Raw genomic sequence first — 18,555 nt, 5'->3', positions numbered from 1 at the left:
AAGCGGGAGAGGGGCCTCTCTCGCTTGTGCAGAAGGGAATGGAGTTGTGTTTTAGCACGGCTAAGCGCCGGCTGGCATCGGGTATTCGGCGCTGGATTTTTCACAACCGAATATCCACATAGGACTCGCTGCGTTTTTCTTGCACCCACGTTTCCAGCTCTTCTTCAAAGCGGCGTTTCTGCAGTGCCTGGGTGGCCTGCATGCGGCGGAACTCGGTGCTCATATCTGCATCGCGGATGTCATCTACGCGCAAGAAGTGCCAGCCGAATTGGCTTTCGAACACTGGGGATAGCTCGCCCACTGGGGTATTGAGCATCACTTGTTCAAATTCGGGGACCATTTCGCCTTTGTTGACCCAGCCCAGTTCGCCGCCATTGCGAGCGCTGCCTGGGTCGTCGGAAAATTCGGCGGCGGTTTCCTTAAATTGACGTTTACCTGCGGCGACCTCGTCATGAAGGCGAATCGCTCGTTGTTGGGCCTGCTCAGCACTGGTGAGCGCATCGGCTTTTATCAGCACATGGCGAACGTGATATTGGGTGACCACTTTTTCAGCGCCGCCCTTGCGATCGATCATTTTTAGGATATGAAAGCCGGCACCAGAACGTAGAGGCTGGGAAAATTCGCCTTTTTTCAGGTTGATGGCATTTTCTGCAAAAAGGGTGGGCCACTGTGCGGCTGGGCGCCAGCCGAGGTCGCCACCCTCAAGGGCGTTGGGGCCATCGGATAGGGCGATGGCCAGCTGCTGGAAGTCACTGCCGGCTTCGAGTCGTTCGATGATCTCTTTGGCTTTGGCGCGGGCCTGGCTAATCTGCTGCGGCCGGGCTTCAGAGGGTACGCGGATCAAAATGTGCCCTAAGCGAAAGTCTTCCTGAAACATTTGTTTGCCCAGTTCAGAGCTTAGGAAGCGGTCTACTTCTCGGTCGGTGATCTGAATGCGTGAGGCCACGCTGCGTTGCTGCAAGCGGGAGATCACCATGTCTTGACGAATTTGTTCGCGGAACTGGGTCCAGCTGTAGCCATCTTCACGTAGGGTTGCGGCGAAGTCTTCCAGGCTCATGTCGTTTTGACGAGCAATGCCCGCCAGCGCCTCATTGAGGCTGGCTTCGTCGACTTTGATCCCGGCGCGCTCGGCCAGTTGCAGCTGCAGACGCTCCAGGATCATGCGATCGAGCACCTGCTCGCGGAGGATGGCTGGAGACGGCAGTTGCTGCCCTTTTTCTTGAAACTGCAGGGCGATAGTGTTGATACGCTCATCCAGCTCACTCGCCATGATGGCACCATCGTTAACCACCGCCACTATGCGATCAAGCATCTGCACTTTGGCCTGACTCCAGACCGGTATCATCAGCACAGCCATGGCGAGTAGGCCAAGTAGGGTGTGTTTTGTGTGCAGCGTTTTATTAATCATACTGTCTCCTGTATCCCGGAATGCTGCGCTCCAGCAGGGAATCCACTTGGCCGCCAAAGCCGCCTAAGCCGATCATCTGGATTTGGAACCAGATTGTGCTGTCCGCCTCTAGGTTGCCGTCGCCATTGTCATCCATCAGCTCGCGCTGGCTAAGTAGTCGCAATTTCCAGCAGCAATTGCGGTATTCGGTACCGGCCATGGTTTCCAGCGAACGCTGGTTATCTAGGTCGTACATCCAGCGGCCAATCAGCCGCCAATGCCGGTGAACGGGCAAAATGGCACTGACTTCCGATTCGCGGATACTGTCTGCCGGGCGGTCGTGATAACCCACATTGACGACGCGCCGTTCGCGGTCGTTATAGCCAATTTGAAAGTTGGAGCGCTCGCGTTTGTTTTCTTCTATATCCCACTGGCCTTCAGAGTAGAGGTACCAATCCTGTGCAAAGTTCCAGCGTGCATCGCCAATAACCGGTGTTTGGTCATCGGTGGGGTCTTCCACGGCCCGCTCGGTGACCACTTTGCGGTCCTCAAAGTAGAAGCCTTGCGCCACTCGTAGGCGTAGTTGTTCGCGGCCAGTGCCATCATGCAGGAAGCGACTGGTTAGGCCTACCGCCAATTTCTCTTCGTCGCCGATGCGGTCGTAGCCGATGAAGCGGTTTTCCCGGAACAGCGAGTTATAAGAGAACGTCAGCTCGCCGGAATCGAAGTTGGGTAGTTCGCTTTGGTCTTCGTAGGCGACTTTGTTCAGGAACAGACGCGGCTCCAGCGTTTGGGTAAAACTGGAACCGAACCAATTGCCCGCGCGCTCGAAGAACAGGCCAGAATCTAAGCTGGCCCCCCAGGTTGTCAGGTCAGGGTTGTCTTCTTCGTTGGCGTCAACGCTATCGAGCCGATACTGGGTGTGGTACAGCCGGGCCCGCGGCTCCACATAGCCCCAGGAGTTTTGCAGGCGCATGGTCAAGGCCGGGGCCATGTGGCCACGCAGGCCGGTGGCTTTGCCGCTGTCATCAGAGTCACTTCGGCCGAAGGCTGTGATGTCTGATAGCCATAAGCCTTTCACGGGCCCTACTAGGGTTGGGTCACCGGTTAATTGTAGCTGGGGTAGGCGCCGGTAGGGCAGGTCGGCGTCGTCGAGGGTCGGGTCAATGGTCTGCCAGGATTGCAGCCGGCCCAATACCTGCCAAGTGCGGCCGTAATAGCGGGCCTCCCCGAGCCGGGGCAGGTGGGTTTGTGAGCTGATTTCTAGTCCGGTGTCCAGATCCTTGAAATAGAAGTCATCGGAGACGTAGGTGAAATCCGTCTCCAGGCTCCAGCGGTTAATGTCGCCATTGTGAGTCCAGCGACCGACTTGGCGGTTTTCATTGTCGAACTTGCGGTCGTTGAACAGTACCCCGTAACTGAGGCTGCCTTCGCCCCAGCGCGACAGGTAGCGCATTTCGCTGTCCAGACCGCTGCCTCGACCATCGATATAGCGAGGAGAAATGGTGGCGTCGAGTTGTGGGTGCAGGTTCAGATAAATGGGCTGGGAAATATCCAGCCCGCTGCTATCACCCACGGAGAGGGTGGGAAACAGCAGGCCGCTCTTGCGCCGATCATCGATCGGGAAGGTCATCCAGGGTAGCCAGAAGATCGGTACGCTCTTTACCTTGAGCACTACGTTGTTGGCTTCACCCCAGCCCTTATCACGGTCCAGGAAAATACGATCGCCTTGCATAACCCAGCCGTTGGAGCCGGGGGCACAGGTGGTATAGGTGCCGTGGGTGATGGTGGTGGTATTTTGTTTCAGGAAAATATAATTGGCGCTGCCGCGGGCGCTAGTGTCGAACAGAGAGTAGCGTACCCCTTGCAGGCTACCTTCCTTGCGTCGTGTTTGGCCGCTCATGTTTTCGGCGATAAAGGTCGCCTGATCGCTTTCCATGCGCATGCCGTTTTCCAGCTCAAACTTGCCGGTGGCTTGATCAAGCTCGGCAATATCGGTGGTAATGCGGCGCCCGGGCTGTTCAATCAGGACATCGCCGTCCAGTTTGATTAGGCCGTCTTGGGTAAGCGTGGAATGATCGGCGGTGATCACTGTATCACTGCCCTCCACGGGCATGCCGACATGGGGGTTATAATAAATCCCCGCGCACCAGTCGGGTATCTCCCGCTGCTGGACAGCAGGAAACGTGGCCATTTGTTCGCGGTCAACCCAGTTCAGGTCGTTTTCCGCAAGGCTAGCCCCTGAGGCAAGCAGCAGGGCTGGAATCAATAATCGAGGTATGGGCAGTGGCATCAGCTGCTCAGAACAGGTAAAAAGGCCGTTTTATGGCGGGCCGGGCTTTCCGTTCCACCAAAAGCGGCAGTGTAATCTAACAAGGAAGGCAATGCAGCCTGATAAAAGTAAATCCGGAGTAACTTCGGACCCGAGAAAACACGCCATCGACCAATGGGTAAGTGCTTACCTTGGAGAATCAGTGGTTGGTGAGCCTGCGTCAGCGGATGCCAGCTTCCGTCGTTATTTCCGTTATTTTCATGGGGATAGCAGCTTGGTGGCCATGGATGCGCCGCCGACACAGGAAAATTGTCGCCCTTTCGTGGATATCGCCGGGCGCCTTAAACGAGCAGGTCTGCATGTGCCAGATATTGTTCATCAGGATTTGCAGCAGGGCTTTTTGTTGCTCAGCGATATGGGCACGCAGACGTGGCTGAACGCCCTAAATGAGGCTAATGCCGATGAGTGGTATAGCGCTGCCATCGATACCCTGATTACCCAGCAATTGCATGCCGATACCGCGGGGCTGCCGCAGTACGATGAAGCATTGCTGCAACGGGAGCTGGAACTGTTCCCCCAGTGGTACCTGTTCCGCCATCGTGAAAAGGTGGTCACCGGAGAGTTGCGCCAACGGTTGGACCGGGTGTTTGATGTGCTGATTCGTTCAGCCTTAGCGCAGCCGCAGGTATTTGTGCATCGCGATTATATGCCGCGTAATCTAATGGTGTCCGACCCGAATCCTGGGGTGATCGATTTTCAGGATGCGGTGGCCGGCCCCATCAGCTATGACGTGATCAGCCTGTTTAAGGATGCTTTTTTGAGCTGGCCAGAAGAGCGCGTGCTTGGCTGGCTGGGCGAGTATTTCGACAAGGCCACGGCGGCAGGGCTGCCGGTGCCGGCGGACTTCGATACCTTCTTGCGCGATTGCGACCTGATGGGCGCCCAGCGTCATATCAAGGTGATCGGTATTTTTGCGCGTATCTGCCACCGCGATGGCAAGCCCAAGTATTTGGGCGATGTGCCGCGTTTCTTTGCTTACTTGCGCACGGTTATCGCCCGGCGCCCGGAGCTTTGCGATCTACAGTGGGTTCTCGATCAGATCGAGGACAACCAGTGAAGGCCATGATCCTGGCCGCCGGCTACGGCAAGCGCATGCGCCCGCTCACCGACCACACCCCCAAGCCGCTATTGCGGGCGGGGGGCAAGGCGTTGATCGAATATCATATTGAAGCGTTGCGCGATGCCGGCATTGAATCCTTAGTGATTAATACCGGTTGGTTGGGCGAGAAGCTGGTGGCCTTCCTGGGAGAGGGTACTCGCTACGGCATTCCCCTTGTTTACTCCCATGAAGGTACACCGCTGGAAACCGCTGGGGGCATCAAGCGAGCGCTGCCGTTGCTGGGCGATCAGCCGTTTGTGCTGATTAACGGAGATATTTGGACCGATTTTGACCTGACTCGGCTAGTGGATAATCGCCCGGACCCGGTGCATCTGGTGCTGGTGAATAACCCGGAACATCACCCGAAAGGGGATTTTCATCTGACAGACACGAGCCGCTTGCGCGATAATGCCGAGCCTAAGCTCACCTATGCCGGTATTGGCCGTTTTGACCCTGCTATTTTTGCGCAGTTAGCGGACGGTGAAGCGAAGCTGGCGCCGGTGTTGCGTGCGGCCATGGCCGACGATGCGGCCAGCGGCGAGCATCATGCAGGGCAGTGGTGGGATATCGGCACCCCGGAACGTCTCGCCGAACTGGATCGATTGCTCAGCGGCACATGATCCAGTGCTGAAATTGATTGTTTTGTGAGATCGGTGCAATCACCGCTCCACAGTGACGCTGTCACAACACATGCATTTTAAGGAATTGTCATGCCCAAGCAGGACTATCTGATCGCCCCCTCCATCCTTGCCGCCAACTTTGCCCGTTTAGGCGAAGAGTGCGATGCGGTGCTGGCGGCCGGCGCCGATGTGATCCATTTTGATGTGATGGACAACCATTACGTGCCTAACCTGACCATCGGCCCCATGGTCTGCAAGGCCCTGCGCGACCACGGCATCACCGCCCCCATCGACGTGCACCTTATGGTCAGCCCGGTGGATGAATTGATCAGCATGTTCGCCGAAGCCGGGGCCAGCTACATCACCTTTCACCCGGAAGCCAGCCAGCACGTGGACCGTTCCCTGCAGCTGATTAAGAGCTATGGTTGCAAGGCTGGGCTGGTGCTCAACCCGGCGACACGCCCGGATTGCCTGGAATACGTGATGGACAAGCTGGATATGATCCTGCTGATGAGTGTGAACCCGGGCTATGGCGGCCAGACGTTTATCCCCTCTACCTTGGATAAAACCCGCGCTGTGCGCCAACTGATCGACGCTAGCGGCTACGACATCCGCCTGGAAGTGGACGGCGGCGTCTCTGAAAAGAACATCCGCGAAGTGGCCGCTGCCGGCGCCGATACCTTCGTGGCCGGCTCGGCCATCTTCGGTAAAGAAAATTACGCCGCCGTTATCCAGCAAATGCGCGATGAGCTGGCGCAGGCTTAACGGCCTAGGGCGCTCAGGAGGGAACCGAATGGTCATAATGTTGCCTTATCCCTCCATGCGCTACGCCATTCCTTCACTTTGTTGTTTGCTGCTCCTGCTGGCCGGTTGTGCCGGCAGGGCCCCGGCTGGCGCGCCTCCATCCGTGCAAACCCCTGTTGCTCCCACTCGCTCGGCAACTGTCGGCACCGCACCGGATCTCCAAGCCCAGCAGGAACTGGATGCGCTAGTGGCGCAAGTAATGTCCGAAGCGCCCCCGCCCCCATTGCTTATGTCACTGGAAGCTCAGCACGAAGACTGGAAAGGTGTCCCCTATCGTTACGGTGGTCTGAGCCCCCGCGGCGTGGACTGCTCCGGCTTCGTCTACCTCACCTTTCAGTCGCGCTTGGGTATGGAAGTCCCGCGCACCACCCTTGAGCTGCTGAAAAGCGGGAAAAAGGTAAAGCGCGGTGACATTCGTGTGGGTGACCTGGTGTTCTTCCGCACTGGGCCTGGCAATCGCCATGTGGGAATTTACATGGGGGGCGATGAATTTATGCATGCGTCGGTGAGTAAGGGGGTGATGCAGTCGTCGCTGCACAACCCCTATTGGAGTCAGCGCTATTGGCAGGCTCGGCGGTTGGTGAATCGGTAGCACACGTTCGATATTACTCTTAAGAAATCCCCCGGATTCCCAGCGTCTCCCGAAATCACAGCCAAGACTAAACCCGCTAGAAAAGCGCGCGCCCCTTGCCGCCAGGGCACCTCCTGCCCCAGCCTCATTGTTTATCGAATTCCTGCCCGTTTTCACCCTCACGCAAGCTGAATATGTAGGATATGGCTTACATAAATTTGTAAGTGGTTGATTGGTGTTTTTTTAGAAGAGGGCGATGGAGCTCGCTGTAGGGGGCTGTTGCTGTTAGGTGGCTTGCGAGTCGGATAGTAGCGTGGCGACGATGTTGTTTCAGCGTTTTTGTAGCACTGAGACGGTGGTCAACCCGCTTCCTCCAACGGCTTCCCTTGCGGATCTACAAACCGCACATCCCGCACGGTGAGAGCCTGGCCCTGTTGGTTGTGAACCGCTACCGGGGCCAGCGGTTCGCCGGTTTGGCGGTCCACCAGTTTCATGGTGTCTTTCTCGCCGTTCCAGCGTTCGCTCCACTGGCGCAGGGCGGTGATGACGGTAAACAGATCCCGGCCCTTGTCAGTGAGGCGGTATTCGTAGCGCTTGCCGTGTTCGCCCACGTCCACACGCACCATAACGCCGTTATCCACCAACCGCGATAGACGGTTGCAGAGGATGTTTTTGGCGATGCCCAGGCTATGCTGGAAATCCACAAAGCGGCGGGTGCCCAGCATGGCCTGCTTGACCACCAGCAGGGACCACCAGTCACCAACCTCATTGAGGGCGCAGGCTACGGAGCAGCCCATGTCGTCGAAGCGTTTACGTGTCATGGCGGCAGTATAGATCAGAATGGTTGCATTAAGAAACCAAATAAGGTTTTATTACGCAACTAAATTGAATTGACCGCCCATGATGGCGGATGCGCTGATTCTGTTTGTTTGTTGGGAAAATACGGTTGAAAGGGCTACTGCGAGGGTGCTTGCCATTGCTAGCCCCTTTTTTTGTTACCTCCAATGCTCACGCCGAGCCAGGTACGGGCTCGGCTTAGAGAGTGAATAAACGAAGATTGATTAGGAGAGCCTCATGAGTAGTTCCCTGGATAGCCTGTTGCGTCCTTTTGAACTTAAGTCTTTGAAAATGCGTAATCGAGTGGCCATGGCGCCCATGACGCGCACCTTTTCTCCGGGTTATGTGCCTAATGATCAGGTGGTGGGCTATTACCAGCGCCGAGCCGAGGGCGAGGTGGGCCTGATCATTACCGAGGGTACTTTTGTGGGCCACAAGGCCGCCAATGGTTATGAGGGTGTGCCGGCTATTTATGGCGATGAGGCCATGGCGGGTTGGAAGAAAGTGGTGGACGCGGTGCACGCTGCCGGTGGGCAGATCATTCCACAGTTGTGGCATGTGGGCTCAGTGCGTAAGCCGGGTATTGGCCCGGACAAGGATGTGCCTGCTTATTCGCCTTCCGGTTTGTTTAAGCCGGGTAAAAAAAATGGCGAAGCTATGAGCAAAGCGGATATCCAGGATGTGATTCGTGCTTTTGCTGAATCTGCCAAGGCGGCTAAAGAGGTGGGCTTTGATGGGGTCGAGATTCATGGTGCCCATGGTTATCTACTCGATCAGTTTTTCTGGGAAGGCACCAACCAGCGTGATGATGAGTACGGTGGGTCCATCGAGAACCGTGCCCGTTTTGGTATCGAGATTGTTAAGGCGGTACGCGAGGCGGTAGGTGAGGACTTCGCCATCGTGCTGCGTTTTTCCCAGTGGAAGCAGCAAGATTACGAGGCAAAGCTGGCTCATAATCCAGAAGAGCTGGAGCGCTTCCTGATGCCGTTTGTGGAGGCCGGTGTCGATGTGTTTCACGCGTCTACGCGCCGTTTTTGGTTGCCAGAATTTGAGGGGTCCGATCTGAACTTGGCAGGTTGGACTAAAAAGATTACGGGTAAGCCGGTGATTTCTGTGGGCAGCGTGGGTTTGGATGGCGACTTCCTCAATAGCCCAGAAGGCATGGGTGGAACGGCTAACCCGACGGGGCTTGATGAGCTGGAGCGGCGCATGGATAACGACGAGTTCGACATAATTGCCGTGGGCCGTGCGTTGCTGCAGGACCCGAACTGGTTGGTGAAAATACGTGAGGGTAAGGAAGACGAAATTGCGCCGTTCACTAAGGCTGCGCTGGGCAGCTTGAGTTAAGAGTGAAAGGTTAAACGTTGGAATGCGGGCCGGGGTTTACCGGGGCCGATAACATAGAGGCCGCATCCAGATCTGGACGCGGCCTCTTTCGTTTCAGTAACACGCTTCGCTTTGTTCCTGCCGCTGGCTTTTGTGTTTCAGGTGGCTTGGGCCTCAAACGGTGTTGCAGCCCAAGCTCGTAGCGTGTCGCTCACTCCTCTGCCTGCTCCTCCAGCGACTGGTTAACGGCTAGCGCCAGCAGGGTGCAAATGACGCCGGATAGCAGGTATACGGTCACCGACATGAGTCCGAATTTGGCGGACAGGCCCAGGGCAACCAGCGGGGCGAAGGCGGCACCGAACAACCAAGCGAAATCAGAAGTGAGGGCGGCGCCGGTGTAGCGAAAGCGCGGGGCGAAGTTGGCCGTCACTGTGCCGGATGCTTGGCCGTAGGACACTCCGAGCAAAGCAAAGCCCAGCAGAATGAAGGTGTCTTGCATGACCGGGCTACCGCCCATTAGCAGTGGGGTGAGAAGGCTGAATACGCCAATCATGGCGGCCAGGGCGCCCACGGTGGTGCGTTTGCCGATGCGGGCGGCGATCCAGCCGGAGCAGATGGTGGCGATGATGCCCACGAAGCCACCCAATACTTGTACGGTGAGCACTTCGGCGGTGGTCTGGCTGCCCTGGAAGGCAATCCATGACAGTGGAAAAATGGTTACCACATGAAATAGCGCATAGCTGGCCAAGGCGGCAAAGGAGCCGATAAAAATATTGTGGCCCTCCTCTCGCACCATCTCGCTGGTGCGAATGGGTTCCAGTTCACTTTCCTGCATGGCTTCGGTGTATTCCTCGCCTAGCACCAAGCGCAGCCGCGCGAATAGGGCGACCACGTTGATGGCGAATGCCACGAAGAACGGATAACGCCAACCCCAGCTCATGAAATCCGCAGCGCTCAGGCTGTTATAAAGATACAGGAACAGGGCGCTGGCGATCACGAAGCCAAGGGGGGCGCCCAGCTGGCCAATCATGGTGTACCAGCTGCGGCTTTCTTTGGGGGCGTTTAGGGCCAGTAATGAAGGGAGGCCATCCCAGGAACCGCCGAAGGCGATCCCTTGCATCATCCGAAACAGGGCCAGCAGCACGATGGCATGGCCGCCGAGTTGTTCATAACCGGGCAGGAAGGCAATGCCCGCAGTGGCTGTGCCGAGAAGGAAGAGGGCGGTGGTGAGTTTGATGCCGCGGCCCCACTGTCGCTGGATCCACATGAACAGGGCGGTACCAAAGGGCCGTGCCACAAAGGCCAGCGCAAACACCATGAAGGCATAGAGCATTCCTTGCAGCTGACCGGTAAACGGGAAGAACAGCTGAGGAAAGATCAGCACGGAGGCGATGCCGTAGACAAAAAAGTCGAAATACTCGGAGGTACGGCCGATGACCACACCCACGGCGATTTCGTTTGGGGCCACGGAGCTGTGGCCGGGTTTGCTCGGCATCGAAGCCGAAGAGGTCTGAGACATGTTTTGCGCTCTTCACCAGAGTTGTTGTTAGGGCTCGGAATAACGGTTTGCATGTTTTGAGCAATGTTGAGTGGGAAAACCGTTATTAAAAGGCTCCTTTGTGCATTGATTTCCATCAAGAATATTTAGACTTTAAGCCTATGGGACAAAATGTCCAATACCGGCTACTGATGCCCTTGGATAGAGTCCCGGCTACTTAAAAGCCAACCAGAAGATTCGCCAATGCAATTATTCAAATACTTGCGTGGAGCGTCGTTGACGTTGCTTGTCACCGCCTTGCTTGCGGGTTGCGACGCAGTCGTGATGTCCCCCTCTGGTGACGTGGCCGTGCAACAACGGGATCTGCTTGTGTGGGCCACGGTCTTGATGCTGCTTGTCATTGTGCCGGTGATCGTGCTGACGTTGTGGTTTGCTTGGCATTACCGGGAAGCCAACACGAAAGCCAACTACAAACCCGATTGGAACCATTCCACCGTGCTGGAACTGGTGATCTGGTCTGTTCCCCTCATGATTATCATCGCGCTGGGCGCCATGACCTGGGTGAGTACCCATAAGTTAGACCCCTACCGTCCGCTGGACCGCATTGATGCGCACACACCGGTGCCGGCGACGCTGGAGCCGCTCACCGTGGAAGTGGTGGCGCTGGATTGGAAGTGGTTGTTTATCTATCCGGAGCAGGGAATTGCCACCGTCAATGAATTGGCGGCGCCGGTGAATCATCCTATTCGCTTCAAGATTACCGCCTCTACCATGATGAATTCTTTCTTTATTCCGGCCATGGCCGGGCAGATCTATGCCATGGCAGGCATGGAAACAAAGCTACACGGGGTGATCAACGAGCCGGGTGTCTATAAAGGCTTTTCGGCTAACTACAGTGGCGCGGGTTACTCACAGATGAAGTTTGATTTCCACGGGTTAAGCGAAGAGGACTTCGATGACTGGGTGGCGAAGGTGAAGGCCAGCGAGGGAAATCTGAGCCGTGATGAATACCTGCAACTGGAAGCGCCGAGTATTGATGAACCGGTGAGCTATTACGGTGAAGTGGATCCAACACTTTACTACGGCATTTTTAATCGCTGTGTAGAGCCAGGCCAAGTCTGTATGGAAGACATGATGTACCACGCAGGGATGAATAAGCATGCAGGGCATCACGCTGATGCCAAGGCTAACCATGAAGGTCATCAAGATCACGAAGGTAATGCCGGCCACCCGCACCATGGAGGCCACCATGAATAAATTTTTCCTGATCGCAAACGCAGTAGGTGCCGCCCATGTTTGAGAACCTGGATCTGATCAAACTGATCTTTGGTCGCCTTACCTGGGAGGCAATCCCCTTCCATGATCCGATCATCCTCAGCACCTTTGCCATGGTGGCGCTGGGGGGAGTCGCGGTGCTGGCGGCGCTGACGCGCTATAAGCTGTGGGGCTACCTGTGGAATGAATGGTTCACTACCATCGACCACAAGAAAATCGGCATCATGTACATCATCCTTGGCTTGGTAATGCTGCTGCGCGGCTTCGCTGATGCGATCATGATGCGCCTTCATCAAGCGATGGCCTTTGGTGATGCCACCGGCTATCTGCCGCCTCACCACTACGATCAGATCTTCACCGCCCATGGCGTGATCATGATTTTTTTCGTGGCCATGCCACTGGTGACCGGGATCATGAATTATCTGATTCCGTTGCAAATCGGCACCCGCGATGTGGCTTTCCCGTTTCTGAATAATTTCAGTTTTTGGATGACTACCGGTGGTGCTGTACTGCTGATGGTGTCTCTGTTTGTGGGTGAGTTTGCTAAGACGGGTTGGCTGGCCTATCCGCCGTTATCGGGCATTTTGCAGAGCCCTGGGGTGGGGGTGGACTACTACATCTGGGCGTTGCAGATTGCCGGGGTGGGGACGCTGTTATCCGGGGTTAACCTGTTGGTGACCATCGTCAAGATGCGGGCCCCGGGCATGAGCCTGATGAAGATGCCGGTGTTCACCTGGACCTCCCTGTGCACCAATATCTTGATTGTGGCGGCGTTCCCGGTACTCACTGCAGTGCTGGCCATGCTGTCGATGGATCGCTACCTGGACACGGCTTTCTTCACCAATGATCTTGGTGGCAACGCCATGATGTATGTGAATTTGATCTGGATCTGGGGGCACCCCGAGGTGTACATCCTGATTTTGCCGGTGTTCGGTATTTTCTCGGAGATCGTGTCTACCTATAGCCGCAAGCCGCTGTTCGGTTACACCTCTATGGTTTATGCGACCGTGGTAATTACCGTGCTGTCGTACTTGGTGTGGCTGCACCATTTCTTCACCATGGGGTCGGGGGCCAGTGTGAATTCGTTCTTCGGTATTACCACGATGATTATCTCGATACCGACCGGTGCGAAGATATTCAACTGGTTGTTCACCATGTTCCGTGGCCGGATCAGGTTCGACGTGCCCATGCTATGGACCTTGGGCTTTATGGTGACCTTTGTTATTGGTGGCATGACTGGGGTGCTGCTGGCGGTGCCGCCGGTGGATTTCGTGCTGCATAACAGCCTGTTTCTGATTGCCCACTTCCATAACGTGATTATTGGCGGGGTGCTGTTCGGCCTGTTCGCGGGTATCACTTATTGGTTCCCCAAAGCCACCGGTTACAAGCTGGATGAATTCTGGGGCAAGATGTCCTTCTGGTTCTGGCTGATTGGTTTCTACTTCGCCTTTATGCCGTTGTACGTACTCGGTTTGATGGGCGTAACCCGTCGTGTCAGCCACTTTGAAGATATGTCCTTGCAGATCTGGTTTCAGATAGCCGCCTTTGGTGCGGTGTTGATCGCCGTGGGGATCGCGTCTTTCATCATTCAGCTGGTGGTGAGCTTTATGCGCCGCGAGTCACTCAAGGACGAAACCGGAGATCCATGGGATGGCCGCACCCTAGAGTGGTCCACCTCGTCACCTCCCCCTCCCTACAACTTTGCGTTCACTCCGCGAGTGCATCAGTTAGACGCTTGGTGGCAGATGAAACAGCATGGCTTCCAGCGTCCTGAGTCCGGCTTTATTGCGATTCATATGCCCAAGGGCACCTGGGCGGGCATTGTGCTCTCGGGTATCAGTGTTGCCATCGGCTTTGCCATGATTTGGCACATGTGGCTGCTGGCTGGCGTATCTTTTGTGGCGCTGATCGGCACAGTGATCTATCACACCTTCAATTACGACCGGGAGTACTACATTCCGGCGGAAGAAATAGAGCGGATTGAAGCAGAACGTACACGGGTGCTTGCCAATGTCTGATAACACCATGACGGCTAACGCGAACAGCACGCACGATGGCCAGCTGGAGTTTCTGGTAAAGGGGGATCATCACCCCCAGAACGGAACCTTGCTGGGTTTCTGGATCTACCTGATGAGCGACTGTCTGATCTTCGCTTGTCTGTTTGCGACCTACGGGGTGCTCAGCCGCAGCTATGCGGGTGGGCCCACAGGCATGGAGCTGTTTGACCTGAGCCTGATTGCCGTCAATACCTCATTGTTATTGGTATCGTCTATCACCTATGGCTTCGCCATGCTGCAGATGCAGGCAAACAGGGTGAAGGGCACCATGTTCTGGTTGGCCGTTACCGGCCTGCTGGGCTTGGGCTTTTTAAGCTTGGAATTGTATGAGTTCCATCATCTGATCCACGTGGGTGCCGGCCCGCAAACCAGTGGTTTCTGGACGGCCTTCTTTGCGTTGGTGGGCACTCACGGTTTGCATGTGTTCTTCGGCATCGTGTGGCTGGTGACGCTGTTGTTCCAGCTGAAAAAACACGGCCTGATTCAGGAAAACAAGCGCCGGGTGTTCTGCCTGTCCATGTTCTGGCACTTCCTGGACGTGGTTTGGGTTGGCGTGTTCACTTACGTTTATCTGATGGGAGTGCTGCCATGAGCGAGCATACACACGATCATGATCATAACGACGCGGACATTCCCCACGTTTCCTTGAAGGAATATGCCACCGGGTTTGTGCTGGCGGTAATTCTTACGGTGATTCCGTTCTGGTTGGTGATGGGCGGCGTATTCGAAAGCTCTGCCACCACGGTGATGGTGATTTTGGGTTTTGCGTTAGTGCAGATTGTGGTGCATATGGTGTTCTTCCTGCACATGAACTTCCATTCGGAAGGGGGCTGGAACATGCTGGCGCTGATGTTTACGTTGATTCTGGTATTTATTACCTTGGCCGGTTCACTGTGGGTAATGCATAACCTGAATGTAAACATGATGCCCGGGATGATGGAGGGGGCGTCTCTGCATTCCCCCTTGCATGCTCAGGCATGCTGACCCGAGGGCGCAATAGGCACTTCCGACCACGCTGAGCAAGCAAGGGGGCATGCACGCCCCGGTCGCAACACCTCACACGCACTCATGCGTAGGGCGGAGATCGGCGTTGCCGGTCTCCGCCTTTTTCTCCCCTCCACGTTTGAAGAGGCATGACCATGGCTCGCCGGCGTATTCATTCTTTCCTTTTTCTGCTGTTAACCGCGGTGGCCTTCGTTGGGTTTGTGGCGTTGGGTGTTTGGCAGGTGAAGCGGCTGGCCTGGAAGGAAAATTTGATCGCTCGCGTGGACACTCGGGTGCACGCTGAAGCGATGCTCGCCCCGTCGCAACATGACTGGCCCACTGTCAGTGAGGACACCCATGAATATCTTCATGTTAGTGTCCGTGGCCGATATCAGCCCCAGGCTGTTGCGTTGGTGTCGGCAGCCACCGAAGCGGGGCAAGGCTACTGGCTGATGGCACCGTTACAGTGTGCCGATGGTAGCTGGGTGTATGTGAACCAGGGGTTTGTACCCCAGCAGCAACGCCAGGCTGCACAATCGGGTGAATATACGCCGGCTGAGCTGGTCACTGTCACCGGGCTGTTGCGCCTTAGCCATCCGGGCGGGGGCGTATTGCGAGATAATGTGCCTGACGAGAATCGCTGGTACTCACGGGATGTGAAGGCCATGGCCGAGCGGAATGGTTTGTCTCCGGTGGCTCCCTATTTTATCGATGCGCAAGCCGATGACAGTGAGCTACCCGTGGGGGGGCTTACCGTCATTCATTTCCGTAATAATCATCTAGTCTACGCCATCACTTGGTTTGCCCTTGCCTTCGGCATGGTGCTGGCGGCTTGGCTGGTGCTACGGGATTCACCCCGAACGCGCTAAACTGGGGCTATGGAAATCATGTCATCGTCCTCACCCTCTAAGACTCCTCCATCGGGATCGTTATTTTCTGCACTGCGCCGCAGTAGCGACGACCTGACCGGCCGCAAGAACCTGCAGTTACTGATACAGCTGCGCTGGATTGCCATGTTCGGCCAGTTCGCCACCATTTTGGTGGTTAATTACGGCTTTGATATTGAGCTACCCGTGGCGCAAATGCTGATGGTGCTGTTTGGTCTGCTGTTGCTCAATGCGGTCAGTTTGTTGCGAATGAGGCTGCCAAAGACCATTGGCAATACCGAGTTATTCCTTTCCCTGCTGATTGATGTGGCCACGCTGACCATGCTGTTGGCGTTGAGCGGCGGTGCTTCGAACCCGTTTGTGTTTCTGTATTTACTGCAAGTGATTCTGGGTGCGGTGTTGCTGGAGGTGTGGTCTACCTGGGTGATTCTGGTGACCACCACATTGTGCTTCGGCTGGCTGGCCTGGTATGGCCACCCATTGCCTATGCCGTTGGATCATTCCGAAGGGCTATTCAGTCTTTACATCGAAGGCATGTTTATCTGTTTTGTGCTCAATGGTGTGCTGCTAGTGGTTTTCATTAACCGTATTACCCGTAATCGACGTCAGCGTGACGAGCATCTGGCGCAGTTGCGTCAGCGAGCAGCAGAAGAAGAGCACATTGTGCGTATGGGGTTGTTGGCTTCCGGCGCGGCCCACGAGCTGGGAACGCCGCTGGCGACCCTGTCCGTGATTCTGGGTGACTGGAGGCACATGGAGCCGTTCAAATCCAATGGTGATTTGGCCCAGGAAATTACTGAGATGCAGACACAGGTACTTCGCTGCAAATCTATTGTTAGCGGTATCTTGTTATCGGCGGGCGAGGCACGGGGGGAATCTTCAGAAGGAACTACGGTACGCGCGTTTCTGGATGATTTGGTGGACGAGTGGCGCGAAACGCGCCCGGTGAAAGATTTTTCTTATAGCAATGAGTTTGGGGAAGACCTGAGTATCGTGTCCGACTCAGCCCTCCGGCAGAGCATTCATAATGTATTGGATAACGCACTGGAAGCCTCGCCAAATTGGGTGCGGCTGAGTGTGTACCGTGAAGGTAAAACCCTGCTGGTGTCGGTGGCAGACCGGGGGCCGGGCTTCGCACAGGCAATGCTCGACAATCTTGGTCGCCCCTATCAGTCCAGCAAGGGGCGACCGGGCAGTGGCCTTGGGCTGTTTTTAGTGATGAATGTACTGCGCACGTTAGGGGGTAATCTGAAAGCGAGTAATTTGGTGCAGGGCGGCGCATTAGTAACGTTGTCTTTGCCACTTTCCGTGGTCGCCCTGAAACAGGAAAGAGGAGAAACCAACGGTGACTGATACGTTGCAGGACGAAAAACTGCTATTGATTGTAGAAGATGATGACGCCTTTGCTCGCACCTTGACCCGTTCGTTCGAGAGGCGAGGATATCGAGTTATTCATGCGGATAGCTTGGAGTCGATGCAGGCTTTGCTAAAAAGCCATGAGCCTGGTTTTGCCGTAGTCGACCTGAAGCTTAAGGGTGACTCGTCTGGATTGGCCTGCGTGCAGGCGTTGCACGAGCATGCTGAAGACATGCTGATTGTGGTGCTTACAGGCTATGCCAGTATTGCTACGGCAGTGGAAGCGGTGAAGCTGGGAGCCTGCCATTACCTAGCGAAGCCCTCCAATACGGATGATATTGAAGAGGCCTTCAGCCGGGCGGAGGGTAATGCCGAGGTGTCCCTTACCGCACGTGCCACTAATCTCAAGACTCTGGAGTGGGAGCGCATCCACGAAACGCTGGCGCAAACGGGGTTTAATATCTCAGAAACCGCCCGCCGCCTTGGTATGCACCGTCGCACTTTGGCCCGCAAGCTGGAAAAACAGCGGGTTAAGTGAACACTGCCAACATCAATGGCCGAGCCCACGTTCTCAGATCAGTGTGGAGGCCATGCTTTGCCATCAGCCCCATCTACGTTAGCCGATTTAATGAAGCTCTTCCGGCGGAGGGGTGTAGCGGTGGGGAGGTAACTCGACCCGCTGGGTAACGCCACCCTGCACTACGGTGCGGCCTTCGTAACGTTCCCCGCCGGTGACGGTAAATTCGAACCGATAGATGCGGGTGATGCGTCTTTTGCCGTGGTTATCTTTGCTCAGGGTGAGCTTTTCCAGGCCAACGCTTTCGTCTAGAAATTCCAGTTTTTGTCGCTCACAAAAGCGTCGGGTCGCGACCAACGCCCGCTCACGGATGCCGTGGGAACGCCAGAACAATGCGCCGATCATGACCAGCGCGGTGATTAATAACACATCAGACAGATCCAGGTTCACCGGTGTGCCCCCGGCAGGCCGCCAAACAGGGCCTGCCACTGAGCCTCGTTAAGGCCATTGAGTGTTGCTATGTTCCGTTCGGGAATCTGTTCCGGATTCGGGTAGCTGGCGAGCCCTTTGTCCAAACTGGCTTCGCGTAGGATGTGTAGAATCGGGTAGGGTGCCCGGTTGGTGTAGTTCTCCGGGTCGTCGGCAGTGGTATCGGCGAATTGGTAAGCGGGGTGAAAGCTGGCGATTTGATAGGTGCCTTCCCAGCCTTGCTGTTCTAGCAGGCCATCGGCTAGGTCTAATACGTCATTGTAGTCGAGAAAATCGTCTAACTGGTCGGTAATGATCAACAGCGTGGTGTCCACTTCTTCTGCAGATACGCGATCCATGTGGTCCAGTTCTTCGTGCAGATCCCCCAGCAAGGTTTCCACATTACGGCTATCGCTAACGGCAAAGCGTACCTGCCCGGCGGTGAAGGGCTTGCGCGCAAAAGGGCACAGGTTCAAGCCGATGACCACCTCTTCGAGCCATTGGCGGGTCTGGTTGATCGGGCAGGTTTTTTCCATG

18 protein-coding genes are annotated in these 18,555 nt (G+C 55.8%); 12 read left to right on the top strand and 6 right to left on the bottom strand.

Features of this window, described 5'->3' with window-relative positions:
• Positions 1 to 100: 100 nt before the first annotated feature.
• Positions 101 to 1,408 (bottom strand): peptidylprolyl isomerase, encoded by a 1,308-nt coding sequence (locus ABO_RS10520; RefSeq protein ID WP_011589325.1) that lies wholly within the window; start codon positions 1,406 to 1,408, stop codon positions 101 to 103.
• Positions 1,401 to 3,680, bottom strand: a complete 2,280-nt coding sequence (locus ABO_RS10515; RefSeq protein ID WP_011589324.1) for an LPS-assembly protein LptD — start codon at positions 3,678 to 3,680, stop codon at positions 1,401 to 1,403. Before ABO_RS10515 ends, ABO_RS10520 begins: the two co-directional genes overlap by 8 nt.
• A gap of 91 nt (positions 3,681 to 3,771) precedes the next feature.
• Here ABO_RS10515 and ABO_RS10510 point away from each other — a divergent pair, with 91 nt between their 5' ends.
• The 4 genes from ABO_RS10510 to ABO_RS10495 all read left to right on the top strand — a co-directional run bounded on the left by ABO_RS10510 (position 3,772) and on the right by ABO_RS10495 (position 6,834).
• The gene (locus ABO_RS10510; RefSeq protein WP_011589323.1) at positions 3,772 to 4,776 is read left to right on the top strand and encodes an aminoglycoside phosphotransferase family protein; all 1,005 of its coding nucleotides are present in this window, start codon (positions 3,772 to 3,774) and stop codon (positions 4,774 to 4,776) included.
• A complete protein-coding gene (gene murU, locus ABO_RS10505; protein ID WP_011589322.1) occupies positions 4,773 to 5,438 on the top strand; it encodes an N-acetylmuramate alpha-1-phosphate uridylyltransferase MurU in 666 nt (221 codons plus the stop codon). The genes ABO_RS10510 and murU overlap by 4 nt, the downstream gene beginning before the upstream one ends.
• Before the next feature lie 90 nt (positions 5,439 to 5,528).
• Positions 5,529 to 6,203 carry a ribulose-phosphate 3-epimerase gene (gene rpe / locus ABO_RS10500; RefSeq protein ID WP_011589321.1) on the top strand — a complete coding sequence of 225 codons (675 nt, stop codon included), beginning with the start codon at positions 5,529 to 5,531 and terminating at the stop codon, positions 6,201 to 6,203.
• Between the two features lie 28 nt (positions 6,204 to 6,231).
• Positions 6,232 to 6,834, top strand: coding sequence for an NlpC/P60 family protein (locus ABO_RS10495; protein ID WP_011589320.1), 603 nt, complete (start codon positions 6,232 to 6,234; stop codon positions 6,832 to 6,834).
• A 338-nt stretch (positions 6,835 to 7,172) separates the two neighbouring features.
• On the opposite strand, the gene ABO_RS10490 is transcribed toward ABO_RS10495, so the two are convergent.
• The gene (locus tag ABO_RS10490; RefSeq protein WP_011589319.1) at positions 7,173 to 7,634 is read right to left on the bottom strand and encodes a winged helix-turn-helix transcriptional regulator; all 462 of its coding nucleotides are present in this window, start codon (positions 7,632 to 7,634) and stop codon (positions 7,173 to 7,175) included.
• A 253-nt stretch (positions 7,635 to 7,887) separates the two neighbouring features.
• Here ABO_RS10490 and ABO_RS10485 point away from each other — a divergent pair, with 253 nt between their 5' ends.
• Complete coding sequence (locus tag ABO_RS10485) at positions 7,888 to 8,997, top strand: NADH:flavin oxidoreductase (RefSeq protein WP_011589318.1); 1,110 nt, start codon at positions 7,888 to 7,890, stop codon at positions 8,995 to 8,997.
• A gap of 190 nt (positions 8,998 to 9,187) precedes the next feature.
• Here ABO_RS10485 and ABO_RS10480 read toward each other — a convergent pair whose 3' ends face one another.
• Positions 9,188 to 10,495 carry an MFS transporter gene (locus ABO_RS10480; protein ID WP_011589317.1) on the bottom strand — a complete coding sequence of 436 codons (1,308 nt, stop codon included), beginning with the start codon at positions 10,493 to 10,495 and terminating at the stop codon, positions 9,188 to 9,190.
• A gap of 222 nt (positions 10,496 to 10,717) precedes the next feature.
• Between ABO_RS10480 and cyoA the strand changes: the two genes are divergently transcribed.
• The 7 genes from cyoA to ABO_RS10445 all read left to right on the top strand — a co-directional run bounded on the left by cyoA (position 10,718) and on the right by ABO_RS10445 (position 17,571).
• Positions 10,718 to 11,731: a ubiquinol oxidase subunit II gene (gene cyoA, locus ABO_RS10475; RefSeq protein WP_011589316.1), complete on the top strand. Its 1,014-nt coding sequence runs from the start codon at positions 10,718 to 10,720 to the stop codon at positions 11,729 to 11,731.
• 35 nt (positions 11,732 to 11,766) lie between these two features.
• Positions 11,767 to 13,767 (top strand): cytochrome o ubiquinol oxidase subunit I, encoded by a 2,001-nt coding sequence (cyoB, locus tag ABO_RS10470; protein ID WP_041705030.1) that lies wholly within the window; start codon positions 11,767 to 11,769, stop codon positions 13,765 to 13,767.
• On the top strand, positions 13,760 to 14,398 hold the full coding sequence (cyoC, locus tag ABO_RS10465) for a cytochrome o ubiquinol oxidase subunit III (RefSeq protein WP_035459162.1): 639 nt from the start codon (positions 13,760 to 13,762) through the stop codon (positions 14,396 to 14,398). The genes cyoB and cyoC overlap by 8 nt, the downstream gene beginning before the upstream one ends.
• Entirely contained in the window at positions 14,395 to 14,790 is a 396-nt protein-coding gene (gene cyoD / locus ABO_RS10460; RefSeq protein WP_011589313.1) for a cytochrome o ubiquinol oxidase subunit IV, read from the top strand. Before cyoC ends, cyoD begins: the two co-directional genes overlap by 4 nt.
• 155 nt (positions 14,791 to 14,945) lie before the next feature.
• Positions 14,946 to 15,659, top strand: a complete 714-nt coding sequence (locus tag ABO_RS10455; protein WP_231868117.1) for an SURF1 family protein — start codon at positions 14,946 to 14,948, stop codon at positions 15,657 to 15,659.
• 18 nt (positions 15,660 to 15,677) lie between these two features.
• Positions 15,678 to 17,030, top strand: coding sequence for an ATP-binding protein (locus ABO_RS10450; RefSeq protein ID WP_231868118.1), 1,353 nt, complete (start codon positions 15,678 to 15,680; stop codon positions 17,028 to 17,030).
• Positions 17,023 to 17,571, top strand: a complete 549-nt coding sequence (locus tag ABO_RS10445; RefSeq protein WP_011589310.1) for a response regulator transcription factor — start codon at positions 17,023 to 17,025, stop codon at positions 17,569 to 17,571. The genes ABO_RS10450 and ABO_RS10445 overlap by 8 nt, the downstream gene beginning before the upstream one ends.
• A gap of 87 nt (positions 17,572 to 17,658) precedes the next feature.
• Here the strand turns inward: ABO_RS10445 and ABO_RS10440 are convergent, their stop codons facing one another.
• A complete protein-coding gene (locus tag ABO_RS10440) occupies positions 17,659 to 18,000 on the bottom strand; it encodes a DUF3301 domain-containing protein (RefSeq protein WP_011589309.1) in 342 nt (113 codons plus the stop codon).
• On the bottom strand, positions 17,997 to 18,554 hold the full coding sequence (locus ABO_RS10435; protein WP_011589308.1) for a DUF1415 domain-containing protein: 558 nt from the start codon (positions 18,552 to 18,554) through the stop codon (positions 17,997 to 17,999). Before ABO_RS10435 ends, ABO_RS10440 begins: the two co-directional genes overlap by 4 nt.
• Position 18,555 lies beyond the last annotated feature (1 nt).

Origin of the sequence: Alcanivorax borkumensis SK2, from assembly GCF_000009365.1 — a bacterium.
In the GTDB taxonomy this organism is placed as follows: domain Bacteria; phylum Pseudomonadota; class Gammaproteobacteria; order Pseudomonadales; family Alcanivoracaceae; genus Alcanivorax; species Alcanivorax borkumensis.
This window is presented reverse-complemented; position numbering and strand designations above follow the sequence as displayed.